The sequence below is a fragment of the Streptomyces sp. NBC_01006 genome (genome assembly GCF_045162725.1).
In the GTDB taxonomy this organism is placed as follows: Bacteria; Actinomycetota; Actinomycetes; order Streptomycetales; family Streptomycetaceae; genus Streptomyces.
Genome location: NZ_CP108700.1, coordinates 5,036,240 through 5,050,073, shown reverse-complemented (window position 1 = coordinate 5,050,073; position 13,834 = coordinate 5,036,240). Strand labels below are relative to the sequence as shown.

Annotated in this window: 9 protein-coding genes; 3 read left to right on the top strand and 6 right to left on the bottom strand. The window is 74.9% G+C overall.

Translation table 11 applies throughout. From position 1 onward, the window contains the following. Positions 1–2: 2 nt before the first annotated feature. Positions 3–1,658: a DUF6350 family protein gene (locus OG509_RS23190; protein ID WP_406184375.1), complete on the bottom strand. Its 1,656-nt coding sequence runs from the start codon at positions 1,656–1,658 to the stop codon at positions 3–5. Positions 1,659–1,781: 123 nt separating this feature from the next. On the opposite strand from OG509_RS23190, the gene OG509_RS23185 reads away from it, so the two are divergent. Further along, positions 1,782–3,362 (top strand): helix-turn-helix domain-containing protein, encoded by a 1,581-nt coding sequence (locus OG509_RS23185; RefSeq protein WP_406184374.1) that lies wholly within the window; start codon positions 1,782–1,784, stop codon positions 3,360–3,362. Between the two features lie 89 nt (positions 3,363–3,451). On the opposite strand, the gene sucD is transcribed toward OG509_RS23185, so the two are convergent. The 5 genes from sucD to OG509_RS23160 form a co-directional block, all read right to left on the bottom strand. Next, positions 3,452–4,342 carry a succinate--CoA ligase subunit alpha gene (gene sucD, locus OG509_RS23180; RefSeq protein ID WP_385584676.1) on the bottom strand — a complete coding sequence of 297 codons (891 nt, stop codon included), beginning with the start codon at positions 4,340–4,342 and terminating at the stop codon, positions 3,452–3,454. Positions 4,343–4,363: 21 nt separating this feature from the next. Continuing rightward, complete coding sequence (gene sucC, locus OG509_RS23175) at positions 4,364–5,542, bottom strand: ADP-forming succinate--CoA ligase subunit beta (RefSeq protein ID WP_030154827.1); 1,179 nt, start codon at positions 5,540–5,542, stop codon at positions 4,364–4,366. Between the two features lie 362 nt (positions 5,543–5,904). Continuing rightward, the gene (locus OG509_RS23170; protein WP_406184372.1) at positions 5,905–7,065 is read right to left on the bottom strand and encodes a VWA domain-containing protein; all 1,161 of its coding nucleotides are present in this window, start codon (positions 7,063–7,065) and stop codon (positions 5,905–5,907) included. A 79-nt stretch (positions 7,066–7,144) separates the two neighbouring features. Beyond that, positions 7,145–9,397, bottom strand: coding sequence for a DUF5682 family protein (locus OG509_RS23165; RefSeq protein ID WP_406184370.1), 2,253 nt, complete (start codon positions 9,395–9,397; stop codon positions 7,145–7,147). Beyond that, on the bottom strand, positions 9,394–10,500 hold the full coding sequence (locus OG509_RS23160) for an AAA family ATPase (protein ID WP_406184368.1): 1,107 nt from the start codon (positions 10,498–10,500) through the stop codon (positions 9,394–9,396). The genes OG509_RS23165 and OG509_RS23160 overlap by 4 nt, the downstream gene beginning before the upstream one ends. A 134-nt stretch (positions 10,501–10,634) precedes the next feature. Between OG509_RS23160 and OG509_RS23155 the strand changes: the two genes are divergently transcribed. Together OG509_RS23155 and OG509_RS23150 are read left to right on the top strand one after the other, a co-directional pair. Continuing rightward, positions 10,635–11,984, top strand: coding sequence for an SWIM zinc finger family protein (locus OG509_RS23155; RefSeq protein ID WP_406184367.1), 1,350 nt, complete (start codon positions 10,635–10,637; stop codon positions 11,982–11,984). Positions 11,985–12,194: 210 nt separating this feature from the next. Next, on the top strand, positions 12,195–13,796 hold the full coding sequence (locus OG509_RS23150) for a DUF5691 domain-containing protein (protein ID WP_406184366.1): 1,602 nt from the start codon (positions 12,195–12,197) through the stop codon (positions 13,794–13,796). The last annotated feature ends 38 nt before the right edge of the window (positions 13,797–13,834 follow it).

Below are 13,834 nucleotides of genomic sequence, written 5' to 3'. Positions count from 1 at the left end.
TTTCAGGCCGGGGGCTTGCGGCGGGCCATGACGCGGGCGCCGGCCACCGGCGGGACGAGGGGCCGGGGCGGCGCCCCGGCCGGTTTCGCCGGAATCGGAATCGGCGTCAGGTCCGTCGGTGTCAGGTCCCTCGGCGTCAGGTCCCTCGGCGTCAGGTCCCTCGGCGTCAGGTCCCTCGGCGTCAGGTCCAGGTGAAGCCCCGTCACGACGGTGAGCCGGCGCGGCGGTCTGGGTGCGGTGGCGACCGGCGGCGCCGGGGCCCCGGTCCGCGGCGGCTCCTGGGCCAGGTCCGGGATCAGGGCACCCGCCGCCCGGCGCAGGGCCTCCCAGCGCAGTTCCCGTACGCCGCTGTCGTGCCACTCGTCCTCTACGTCCAGCGCGAGGGCCTCCGCCTGCCGGGCGGGCCGGGTCCGCCAGGAGTGCACCGCCACCGCGACCGGCACCGCCAGGAGCAGGGTCCAGGCGAAGGCCGCCGCGCCGGTCGCCCACCACACGGGGCCGAAGCTCGCCAGCCCCCGCGAGCCGAGCGGCCCCGAGGAGGCCGCCGCGAGCCCGGCCAGCAGCAGCCCGCACACCAGGGCTCCCAGAGCCGCCGTCAGGGCGGTTTCCTTGTACGAGACTTCACGCGCCCGGCGTACGGCGAACCACCCGACTGCCAGCCCGGCCAGCAGCGGCACCCCGCCGGTCGCGCAGGTCAGCAGGGTCCCGGGCCCCTCCGGTGGCAGCGCCGCCAGCAGCGGGAACCTGGGCAGAGCGGGCGAACCGGCGAAGCCGAGCGGGGTCGCGGTCGCTCCGGCGCCGAGGGCGAAGCCGGGACCGAGGGCGTAGGCCGCGCTCCAGACCGCGGCGTTCGGGAGCAGCGCGAGGGCGAGGAGCAGGACCGCGAAGCGGCCGGACCAGACCCCGGTCAGCGCCAGGAAGGACGCCTGGACCTCGGCTGCGTGCCAGGCGAGCGAAGCCCCGACGAGCAGCGCGCCGCCGCCCAGCAGGACGAGGGCCCCGGCAGCTCCGGCGCGCAGCGCCAGGGGGTAGCGGGGGCGGGCGGCGGCCCGGCGCACGGCTCCCGGAACCCAGTGCGGAAGCGGCCCGACCGGACGACCCTTGGCCGCCCAGACCCCACCGGCGGCGGCGAGCACCGCGACGAGCGGGACGTGCCAGGCGGCGCTGAGGGGGTCGGCGGGCATGGGCCCGGCGGCCGCGTACACGGTGGCGAGGGAGCCGACGCAGAGGTATCCGCAGGTCACGGCGGAGAAGACGGCGGAGGCGGGCAGCACTTCCTCCCCGTCCCCGCCGTCGCCGGGGGCGCTGCCGAGCCGTGCCGCCCGGCGCATGAGCAGGGCGGGCAGCGCGACGAGCAGCAGCGGGGTCACGCCGACGGGGGCCGGCACGCCGGAGAGGGTGTCGTACCGGACGAGCTCGGTCCCATGGGCGAGCAGCCAGAGCCCGGCGGCCAGGTGCAGGGCGCCGCCGGGGCCGCTGTCGGGGTACGGGGAGCTGATCCAGAGCACGATGACGAGCACGGCGAGGAAGCCGAGCCCGAGCCCGGCGGCGACGGCCCCGCCCAGCACGCAGGCGGCGGCGGCAGGCGAACGGCGCCGCCCGGCGGGGGCCCGGAGGGCCGCCGGCAACGGGGTCCCGCGTTCGGTCACTTGGGTCACCCCGCCATGGTGCCAACGACACGCGCTATCGGCGGGTAACAGGCGAATGCCCGTGGTGTCGCTCAATATACGTTTTATGTACTTTTTCGCCCAGGTCTGTCGGCAGGTCACGGGGAGTGTGGCATGACAGAGAGCGTCGAGGAGCCGAGGCTCCCCTCGCCCAAGGAACGCCGCGGACTGCGCGAGGCGGCCGGCCTGACGCACGAGGCCGTCGCGACGGCGGTGGGCGTCAGGGCCGCTACGGTCCGCTCCTGGGAATCGGGCCGCACCCACCCCCGAGGCCGCAAACGCGAGGCGTACACCGCTTTCCTGAACACCCTCGCTCCGGCCCCCGCCGAGGCGACGGTCACGGAGGCGGCGGGAGCACAGGACCCCGCGGAGGCGGTCCCCGGCGGGACCTCGGCCGGCGGGGCCGCGGTGCGCATGCCCGGGGCCATGCGGCCCTTCGGCATGAGCGGGCACGGGCCGCGGACCCGGCCGCCGGTCGCGGCAAAGCGGGCCGCGATGCCGCCGACGGCCACGCCCCGCCACGAGGCGAAGTTCACCGTCAGAGCCACCGCCAGGGCCATCGGCACACCCGGTCCCGCCACTTCCGGCCCATCCACCCCGCCGCCGTACCCCACCCCCGCCGAAGCGGAGGCGTGCGAGCAGCCCCCGCCGTCCGGCCCGGAGAGCCACGGGCCCGCGCCCGGCGAGGCCTGCGGACAGGCCCCCACCGGAGCCACCACGGCCGGGACCGCGACGGCCGCCCCGGAGGGGCCCCGGCAGGAGGGGCCCGGGCAGGAGGCCGCCTCCGGGGAGGCCGTACCCGAGGAGGCCGTACCCGAGGAGGCCCCCTCCGGGGAGGCCGTACCCGAGGAGCCCGGGCAGGCGGCCGTGGCGCCCGGACCCCCGGGGCCCGGGGCCGTGTTCGATGCGCTGTACCAGTACGCCGCGCCCGCGCTCGCGCGGCAGGCGTACCTGCTCACCGGCCGCCGCCGGCTCGCCCAAGAGGCCGTCGAGCAGGCGTTCCAGCAGGCCTGGGCGCGGTGGCCGGAGGTGGCCGTCGATCCCGACCCCGTCGGCTGGGTGCGCGCGGCCGCGTACGAGTACGCCCTCTCCCCCTGGCACGGGTTCCGCCGCGCCCACAAGCACCCCGACAAGGCCCCCGCCGCCCCCGCCGACCGGATCCTGATGGACGCCATGCTGGCGCTCCCGCCGGCCCACCGCCGTACCGTCCTGCTCTACGACGGCGTCGGCCTCGACCTGCCCGACACCGCCGCCGAGACCGAGGCCAGCACCCCCACCGCCGGCAACCGGCTCCTGCACGCGCACGCCGCCCTCGCCGACCGCATCCCGGAACTGGCCGCCGCGCCTGCCGAGAAGCAGTCCGCGATGCTGCGCGAGCGGCTCGGCGCGGTCACTCCGGCCGTCCCGCTGGAACCCCGCCCCGCAGCCGCCGTACGCTTCGCCGCCGAGTACCGCGCCACGCGGTTGACCCGCGCGTTCCTCGGCCTGACCGCCGTGATCGCCGTCGCGACCGCGTACACCACCGCGACCGCGCCCCGCCAGTACGAGCCGCCCATCGCGCCCGGCGCGAGCGTCTCCGGGGTCCCCCCGCTCGCCGGCCCCCAGCGGCTCACCGACGAGACCCGGCAGCTGCGCGAGAGGCTCCGCGCGCACCCCGCCCACCGGCCCGAGCGGCTCGCCCCCAGCCTCGAATAGCCGACGGAAACGGGCGTGGCCCGCACCCTCACTCGGGGATGCGGGCCACGCCCGTACAGCCGTACGCACGCGTACGGCAGCGGCAAGCGTTACTTCGCGGCGTTCAGGATCTCGCGCGCGAGCTTGGCCGTCTCGGTCGGCGTCTTGCCGACCTTGACGCCGGCGGCCTCAAGGGCCTCCTTCTTGGCCTGCGCGGTGCCGGAGGAGCCGGAGACGATGGCGCCGGCGTGGCCCATGGTCTTGCCCTCGGGGGCGGTGAAGCCCGCGACGTAGCCGACGACCGGCTTGGTGACGTTCTTCGAGATGAAGTCCGCCGCACGCTCCTCGGCGTCGCCGCCGATCTCGCCGATCATGACGATGAGCTCGGTGTCCGGGTCGGCCTCGAAGGCCTCCAGGGCGTCGATGTGCGTGGTGCCGATGACCGGGTCGCCACCGATGCCGACGGCGGAGGTGAAGCCGATGTCGCGCAGCTCGTACATCATCTGGTAGGTCAGCGTGCCGGACTTGGACACGAGACCGATCTTGCCCGGCTTGGTGATGTCGCCCGGGATGATGCCGGCGTTGGACTGGCCGGGGGTGATCAGACCCGGGCAGTTCGGGCCGATGATCCGGGTCTTGTTGCCCTTGGCGGTCGCGTACGCCCAGAAGGCGGCGGAGTCGTGCACCGCGATGCCCTCGGTGATGACGACGGCCAGCGGGATCTCGGCGTCGATGGCCTCGACGACGGCGGCCTTGGCGAAGGCCGGCGGGACGAAGAGGACGGAGACGTTGGCGCCCGTCTCCTTCATCGCCTCGGCGACGGAGCCGAAGACCGGGACCTCGGTGCCGTCGAAGTCGACGGTCGTGCCGGCCTTGCGCGGGTTCACGCCACCGACGATGTTGGTGCCGTCGGCGAGCATCAGCTTGGTGTGCTTCATGCCCGTGGCACCGGTCATGCCCTGGACGATGACCTTGCTGTCCTTGTTGAGGAAGATAGCCATGTGAGTCTGTGACCTCTGCCCTTACTTCGCAGCCGCGAGCTCGGCGGCCTTGTCGGCCGCGCCGTCCATGGTGTCCACGCGCTGGACCAGCGGGTGGTTGGCGTCCGAGAGGATCTTGCGACCCAGCTCGGCGTTGTTGCCGTCGAGACGGACGACGAGGGGCTTGGTGACCTCTTCGCCCTTGTCCTTCAGCAGCTGGAGCGCCTGGACGATGCCGTTGGCGACCTCGTCACAGGCGGTGATGCCACCGAAGACGTTGACGAAGACGGACTTGACGTCCGGGTCGCCGAGGATGATCTCGAGACCGTTGGCCATGACGGCGGCGGAGGCGCCACCGCCGATGTCCAGGAAGTTGGCGGGCTTGACGCCGCCGTGGTTCTCACCGGCGTACGCGACGACGTCGAGGGTGCTCATGACGAGACCCGCGCCGTTGCCGATGATGCCGACCTCGCCGTCGAGCTTCACGTAGTTGAGGTTCTTCGCCTTGGCGGCGGCCTCAAGGGGGTTCGCGGCCGCGTGGTCCACGAACTCCTCGTGGCCCGGCTGGCGGAACTCGGCGTTCTCGTCGAGCGAGACCTTGCCGTCGAGGGCGATGACGTCGCCGGAGGCGACCTTCGCGAGCGGGTTGACCTCGACGAGGAGCGCGTCCTCGGCGATGAAGGTGTCCCACAGGGTCACGAGGACCTCGGCGACCTTCTCCGCGACCTCGGCCGGGAACTGCGCCAGGGCGACGATCTCGCGGGCCTTCTCGATGGTCACGCCCTCGTTGGCGTTCACCGGGACCTTGGCGAGCTTCTCCGGGGTCTCCTCGGCGACCTGCTCGATGTCCATGCCGCCCGCGACCGAGGCCATGGCCAGGAAGGTGCGGTTGGTGCGGTCCAGCAGGTACGAGACGTAGTACTCCTCGAGGATCTCGGGAGCGGTCTCGGCGATCATCACCTTGTGGACCGTGTGGCCCTTGATGTCCATGCCCAGGATGTCCGTCGCGCGGGCGACGGCCTCGTCCGGGGTGGCGGCGAGCTTGACGCCGCCGGCCTTGCCGCGGCCGCCGACCTTCACCTGCGCCTTGACGACCGACTTGCCGCCCAGCCGCTCGGTGGCCTCGCGAGCCGCCTCAGGCGTGTCGATGACTTCACCGGCCAGCACCGGTACACCGTGCTTGGCGAAGAGGTCCCTCGCCTGGTACTCGAACAGGTCCACGCGCGTCCGTCCCTTGTCTTCAAAGATTCGCAGTGATTCGCGGTTGTCTGCGTGGGCGTGCCGCGGAGGGCAACGTGACGGCGCTGTCACTAGGGAGGCGCACACGGTGACCGTGGACGCGGCATGTCCGTCCCGCAGGTTATCCCCGTGGGACGTGGGTCCCTAAATCGCAGATCACACCTGAGCGGTGATACCTGTCACAGATCCCCTCACGGTTGAGCTGGTTGTTCGTGCGATCCGCCAGGTGCGGTGGCACACGGCGGGGACGGATCGCGACCCCGCCGCGGGAGAGATCGGGGCCGCGTGACGGGGCGGGGCGCGGGGCCCGGCGGAAGGGGATCGACAGGCCGGCCGGGGGAGGGTCAGGGGACGGGCAGGGGGCGCTTCTCCAGGGCCGCGGCCATCACGTCCGGGAACAGGTCGGGGGTGCAGGCGAAGGCCGGAACCCCTAGTGCCGCAAGGGCTGCGGCGTGTTCGCGGTCGTAGGCGGGAGCCCCCTCGTCGGACAGTGCGAGCAGGGTCACGAACTCGACGCCGGACGCCTTCATCTCCGCGACGCGGCCCAGCATCTCGTTGCGTATGCCGCCCTCGTAGAGATCACTGATCAGGACGACGACGGTGTCGGCGGGACGGGTGATCTTGGACTGGCAGTAGGCGAGGGCGCGGTTGATGTCGGTGCCGCCGCCGAGCTGCGTGCCGAAGAGAACGTCGACCGGATCCGCCAGCTGATCCGTCAAGTCCACGACGGCGGTGTCGAACACGACGAGCCGGGTCGCGATCGAACGCATCGAGGCGAGCACCGCGCCGAAGACGGAGGCGTGGACGACGGAGGCCGCCATCGAGCCGGACTGGTCGATGCAGAGGATCACCTCCTTCTTCACCGCCCGGGCGGCGCGCCCGTATCCGACGAGCCGCTCGGGAACGACGGTGCGGTGCTCGGGCAGGTAGTTCCTCAGATTCGCCCGGATGGTCCGGGCCCAGTCGATGTCCGCGTGCCGGGGGCGGCTGGTGCGGGCGGAGCGGTCGAGGGCGCCGGTGAGGGTGGCCCGGGTGCGGGACGCGAGCCGCTGCTCCAGCTGCTCGACCACCTTGCGGACGACGGCGCGGGCCGTTTCGCGGGTGGTCTCGGGCATGGCCTTGTTGAGGGAGAGGAGGGTGCCGACGAGGTGTACGTCGGGCTCGACGGCCTCCAGCATCTCGGGCTCCAGGAGGAGGGAGGCGAGGCCGAGCCGCTCGATGGCGTCCCGCTGCATGATCTGGACGACGGAGCTCGGGAAGTACGTACGGATGTCGCCGAGCCAGCGGGCCACGTGCGGCGCGGAGCCGCCGAGCCCCCCGCTGCGCTGCCCGCTTCCGCCTCCACCTCTGCCGTAGAGCGCCGAGAGCGCGGTGTCCATCGCGGCATCCCGCCCACCGAGCACGCACCCGGTCCCGTCCTCCTCCCCGCCGAGCACCATCCGCCACCTCCGCAGCCGGTCGTCTGCGGAGGCGTGTGCCACTGCCGAGTCCCCTGTACCGGTCATCTCCCCGTCCCCTTCCGCTTCCGCTGTTCGTCTCCACCGCCGGTTGCCCGTCCACTGCCCGCCCCCGGCCCGGCGGCGGTCATGCCGGTGGGCCGGAGAGGAGGAGGGCGAGGACCGGGAGGACCGCGTCCGCGCGCGACGGGTCCAAGGCGGGGGCGAAGCCCGCGGGGGCACCGCCCGGTGCGGGCTTCGGCGAGCGGCCCCGGCGGACCAGCTCCCCCAGGCTCCTCCTGACCCCGGGCTCGTACGCCCCGAACGTCCGCCGCAACAGCGGGAGTACGTCCGTGAAGGCCTGCTCCGGGACCCCGGCCAGCCAGCTGTCGATCAGCGCCAGCAGCCTCTCGTCGTGGACGAGGAGCGTGCCGTCCTGCGCGAAGCCCTCTATCCAGCCCGCCGCGTCGGGCGGCGGCGCCGCCGGGGACAGGGCCAGGCCCATCAGGCGGGCCGTCTCGTCGGCCGGCAGGCGTCCGTCGTCCAGGAGGAGCCGGGCCGCCCGGCCGCGGATCAGTCCCGGCACCCTGTCCCGGCCGGCCAGCAGTCGCAGCACCGCCGACCAGCGCTCCCGCAGGCCCTCCTCGTCCAGCAGCCCGATCGCGCCGTGCACGGCGTCCACATGGCCCCGCAGTTCCGCGGCCGCCTCCGCGTCCAGACCCGCCGCGCAGGCCGGCGGCAGCGCCACGCAGATCCGCTCCGCGAGTCCGCCCGCGACGGTGGCCAGCGCCGACGCGTCCGTCCCCCGTACGTCCCCGTACCGCAGCGAACGGGCCAGCGCCGGCAGGGCCTTGGCGAGACGCGCCACGTCGGTGTCCAGGGCGGCCCGGTCCGCGAGGGCCCGCAGTACGGCGGGCAGTGCCCCGGACAGCCCGGCCAGCAGGCACCGCTCGGCCAGCGCCGTCACCTCGCCGAGCTCGGCCGCCCCGGCCGCGTCCGCCTCGGCCTTGGCGGTGGCGGCCGCCACGACGGTCGTACCCCAGATCCCGGCCTCGGCGACCCGCACCGACAGCTCCGGCTCCCACCGCAGCCGCCACGTCTCGCGGAAGGTCCCCGTGCTCCCCCGCGAGGCCGCCGGCGCGCCCCAGTCGATGCCGAGCAGCCGCAGCCGGTGCAGCAGTACGGACTTCGCCGCGTCGGTGTCCTTGCGCAGGTCGAGCTCCAGCTCGCGCTCCCGCGCCTCGGCCTTGAGCCGCAGCGAGCGCTGCTGCCGGGTCAGGTCCCGCTGCAACGGGACCACGGGCGCCCCGTCGGGGACCTCGCCGAGCACGTCCCCGACGACCAGGCGGTCCTCGATCAGCGCGAGCGGTACGTCGGAGCCGTCGCACATCACCGCCCGGACCGCCTCCAGCGTCTCCGTCAGACCGGGCAGGGGTCTTCCCCGCATCGCGGCCAGCGTCCCGGCCAGCCGGACCGCCTCGATGACGTGCGCCGGCGAGACCTGCCGGTCCTCCTCCCGGAGCAGCCCGGCGACCTTGGTCAGCCACCGCTCCACCGGCCGGTCCCGGGCCGCGAACAGGTGCGCGTACCAGCCGGGCGAGGTGATGCCCGCGCCGTACCCGCCGGCCCGGGCGAGCCGCCGGTGGGTCCAAGGGACCCAGGCGGTCTCCACCTTGACCTTGGGGAGCCCGGTCAGCAGCGCCTTGTCCGCGGCCGCCGTGGTCCTCGCGCCCAGCGCCGGCACGTGCCAGGCCCCGCACACCACGGCGTACCCGTCACCGAACTCCCGGCGGGCGGCCCGCATCCGCTGCCGCATGTACGCCTCGCGCACCCGGTCCCGGGCGTGGCCGCCGTCCCCGTACGCCTCGCGCAGGGCCCCCATGGCCTCCCCGAGCGCCTCGAACGCGCCGAGCGGATCCGCCGCCCCCGGGCCGCGGTGCTCGACCACGTCCTCCCACCAGCGCTCGGGGTCGTCGTACCCGGCGGTCTCGGCCAGCGCCGCGAGCGGATCCAGCCGTACGGAGTCGGCCCCGTCCGGGTCGGTGCCGGTCCGCGCGGCCAGCGTGTGGGCGGCCGGGAGGTCGATGAACCGGACCGGAACCGGTACCTCCTGCTCCTGCGCCCAGCGGATGGCGACCCACTCCGGCGAGAACGCGGCCAGCGGCCAGAACGCGGCCCTGCCCGGATCATCGGCGGCGTGCGCGAGCAGGGCGACGGGCGGCCGCATCCCGGGATCGGCGGCCAGCGGAAGCAGCGCGTCCCCCTCCGGCGGACCCTCGATCAGCACGGCCGCCGGACGGGCCGCGTCCAGGGCGGCCCGCACCGCACGGGCCGAGCCCGGCCCGTGGTGCCGTACGCCCAGCAGCAGCGGCTCCCGCCGCCCGGCGGCCGGCCCGCTCATGCCGTCACCTCCCGGCAGGCGCGGTAGAAGTCCTTCCAGCCGTCCCGCTCGCGCACCACGGCCTCCAGGTACTCCTGCCAGACGACCTGGTCGGCGGCCGGATCCCGGACCACGGCGCCGAGGATCCCGGCGGCCACGTCGGACGGGCGCAGGACGCCGTCCCCGAAGTGGGCGGCCAGCGCCAGGCCTCCGGTGACGACCGATATGGCCTCGGCGGTGGACAGCGTGCCGCTCGGCGACTTCACCTTCGTACGCCCGTCGGCGGTGACCCCGTCGCGCAGCTCGCGGAAGACGGTGACGACGCGGCGGATCTCCTCCAGCCCCTCGGGCACGGCCGGCAGGTCGAGGGCGCGGCCCATCTGGTCGACGCGGCGGGCGACGATGTCGACCTCGGCGTCGGCGGTGGCGGGCAGCGGCAGCACGACGGTGTTGAAGCGGCGGCGCAGCGCACTGGAGAGCTCGTTGACCCCGCGGTCGCGGTCGTTCGCGGTGGCGATGAGGTTGAAGCCGCGCACGGCCTGCACCTCCTGGCCGAGCTCCGGTATCGGGAGCGTCTTCTCGGACAGGACGGTGATGAGGCTGTCCTGGACGTCGGCCGGGATGCGGGTGAGCTCCTCGACGCGGGCGGTCGAGCCCTCGGCCATGGCACGCATGACGGGGCTCGGTACGAGGGCCTCGCGGCCGGGCCCGTGGGCGAGGAGTCGGGCGTAGTTCCAGCCGTACCGGATGGCCTCCTCGGGGGTGCCGGCGGTGCCCTGGACGAGGAGGGTGGAGTCTCCGCTGACGGCGGCGGCCAGGTGCTCGGACACCCAGGTCTTGGCGGTGCCGGGGACGCCGAGCAGGAGCAGGGCGCGGTCGGTGGCGAGGGTGGTGACGGCGACCTCGACGATGCGGCGCGGCCCGACGTACTTGGGCGTGATGACGGTGCCGTCTTCGAGGGTGCCGCCCAGGAGGTAGGTCGCGACGGCCCACGGGGAGAGCTTCCAGCGCGTCGGGCGGGGCCTTTCGTCGGCGGCCGCGAGGGCTTTCAGTTCCTCCGCGAAGGTGTCTTCGGCGTGCGGTCGCAGCGCGTCCGCGCCCTTGTCGTTCTCGGGCATGGTCATGGTCCCCCTCCAATGCTCGGCAGCCGTTCCCGACCGCTGGAACAACCGTGCACCACGCCACTGACAACGCCCCTTCCTCATAACGTCGTTGCAGGTCAGGGCGATTGTCAGTGGGGGTCTCTACGGTGGAACACATGACTGAGCAGGGGGTCCGCCGGACGGCGGAACAGGTACTGGCTCTGGCTCCTGACGATGCGTCACGCAAGGCGGGGGCCAAGCTGGGCAGGGCGGGTCCGTGGTCGCTTACCGGAGGTTCCGCTTCCGGTTTGGTGTGGGGTCTGTGCAAGGGCAGCGGCAGCACGCCGTACCGGACGGTCGTGGACCTGAAGGGCCCCGCGTACACGTGCTCCTGCCCGAGCCGGAAGTTCCCGTGCAAGCACGCGCTCGGGCTGCTGCTGCTCCGGGCGGCGGAGGGGGTCGCCGAGAGCGGCGAGGTGCCGGAATGGGCGGCCGAGTGGTCGGCGGGGCGGGAGGCGGGGCGGGCGTCGAAGGCCGCGCGCCCGGCGGCGGCGCCGGGCAGACCGGCGGACGAGGAGGCGGCGAAGCGCCGGGCCGAACGGAGGGCGGCCCGGATCGGCGCGGGGGTCACCGAGCTGGAGCAGCGGCTGGAGGACGTACTGCGCAGCGGCCTGGCCGGCCAGCAGCAGGCCGGGTACGGGCCCTGGGAGGAGACCGCGGCGCGGATGGTCGACGCCCAGGCACCGGGACTGGCGGCGCGGGTACGGGAGTTGGGGACGATACCCAGTTGCGGTCCCGGATGGCCCGCCCGGATGCTGGAGGAGGGCGCGCTGCTGCACCTGCTGAACCGGGGTTGGCTCGGTTTGGCGGGCCTGCCGGAGCCGCTCGCCGCGACGGTCCGGAGCAGGGTGGGGCTACCGGGTACCGCCGCGGAGGGGGAGGTCGTACGGGACCGCTGGCTGGTGCTGGCCCAGTACGACTCGGTGTCACCGGACGGCAGGCTCACCACCCGCCGGACGTGGCTGCACGGGCTGGGGAGCGGGCGCCCGGCCCTGGTACTGGACTTCGGACCGCCGGGGCGGCCTCCGGCTCTGGCGCTGCCCGTGGGGCTGGCGGTGGAGGCGGAAGCCCGCTTCCGGCCCGGTACGGCGGGGCTGCGGGCGGATCTCGGGGAGAGGTCCGCGGCGGCCGCACCGGGCCGGGCCCCGGCCGGGGTCGGTACGGGGGCGGCACTGGAGGCGTACGGGGCGGCGCTGCGGGAGGACCCGTGGCTCGACGCGTGGCCGGTGGTGCTGGGCCCGGTGATCCCGATACCGGGGGAACTGGGCTGGCAGCTGGCGGATGCGGAGGGCACCTCCGCACTGCCGGTCACTCCGGCCGGCGGCGGGTCGCGGTCCGGGCTGTGGCAGCTGGCCGCGCTCTCGGGCGGCGGCCCGGTCACGGTGTTCGGCGAATGCGGACACCGCGGATTCACTCCGTTGACGGCGTGGCATCCGGGCTGCCCGGAACCGGTCGCCCTGGAGTGACGGGGCCGGGGGGCCGGAGCCGAAAGACACGGCCCAGTAGGGGAGGGAGCGTTGGCGCGGGGGCGCTGACGTGCACGAACGACGAAGCCGGGGGGCTTTTGTGAACGACAACCACGCAAGCTGAAGGGTCGACCGACGGGGCACGAAATCCGCTCCGGTCCCGCGGAGGGGGCGGGACCGGAGCACTGCACGACGAGAGGGAGGGGCACGGTGACCACGACGGGGACGACACCGGGCGCGGGTGCGGGGGACGGTTACGGGGAGTGGGAGGAGTTGGTCGGGGTCGCGGTGCTGGGGACCGCGCGGCGCAAGGGGAGTCCGGCGGCGCTGCTCGACGCGGCGGCGGTGCAGACCCTACGGCGGCGGGCCGGGCTGCGGCCCGCCGAGGCGGGGCCGCGGCCGGAGCCCGCGCCGCGGGATCCGCGGCCGGCTCCCCCGGCCGCGGCCCGGCGGCGGCTCGCCCAGCTGCTGGCCGGCCGGACCGGCGCGGGCAGCGGCGGCGGGCGCCGCGGGGCCGCCCCGGACCTGATGGAGCTGCTGCCGCAGTGGCTGGCCGCCGCCGGGCGGCACGGCTACCGGGCGCCGCACGCGCTGGTGCCGGCGCTGCTGGACGCGGCGCGGGCCCGTACGGACCTGCGCGCCCCGGCATTGGCCCTGACCGGGGCGCGGGGGCTGTGGCTGGCCCGGCTGAATCCGGACTGGCGGTTCGCCCTGCGCGGCGGGGCGGGCGGCGCCGGGGAACTGCCCGATCCCGCGGACCGGGCGGGGGTGGAACGGCTTTGGCAGGAGGGGCTGTTCGCGGAGCGCGTGGCCCTCCTGGGCGCCGTACGCGCACACGAGGCGTCAGCCGCGACGCGACTGCTGTCGACGACCTGGGCCACCGAGCGGGCCGAGGACCGGCTGATGTTCCTCGACTCGCTGCGGGTGGGGCTGGCGGGAGAGGACGAGCCGTTCCTGGAGGCGGCCCTGGGCGACCGGAGCCGCAACGTCCGGGCGACGGCCGCCGAGTTGCTGTCCGCGCTGCCCGAGTCGGCGCTGGCCGGGCGGATGGCGGAGCGGGCGCTGGCCTGCGTGGGGCCGCAGGGGGTGACTCCGCCGGCCGAGTGCGATGCGGGGATGCTCCGTGACGGAGTGGTCGAACGGCCGCCCGCCGGGCGGGGGGAACGGGCCTGGTGGCTGGGCCAGTTGGTGGAGGCGGCGCCGCTGTCCTGCTGGCGGGAGCGGTTCGGGGGGCTCGGCCCGGCGCAGATCGTGGCACTGCCGGCGGCCGAGGGCGAGAGCTGGCGGGAGGAGCTGCACGCGGCATGGTGCCGGGCGGCGGTGCGCCAGCGTGATCCTGCGTGGTCGAAGGCGCTGCTCGGCTCGGCTTCGGCGCCGCCCGCGACGGCCCCGGGCACGGCGTCGCTCGCGGAGCGGGCGAAGCTGCTGTCGGTCCTGCCGGACGGAGAACGGGCGGAGTGGGTCGCGGAGTTCATACGGGCCCACGGCCTTTCGGAGGCCTTCCAGCTGCTCGGGGTGTGCCTGGTGCCGTGGGCGGGGACGCTGGGGCGGGCGGTGGTGGACGCGCTGGACGCCGCGCGGGAGGCGGGCAGCTACCCGTGGAGCTTCAGCGGGGTGATGGGACTGGCCGAGCGCTGCCTGGATCCGGCGGAGGCGGAGCGCCTGGAGGCGGTGGTGGCGCGGGGCTCCGGCTTCGCCGACCCGGCGGAGGCCTCTTCCGGCGCCGCCGCGTACTGGGCCGAGGCCTTCCAGCGCCTGGTCGCCACCCTGCGCCTGCGCGCCACGATGCTCTCGGAACTCGCTCCCGCCTGACCGCCGACAACGGCCCACGACCCGACGGCCCGGCGACC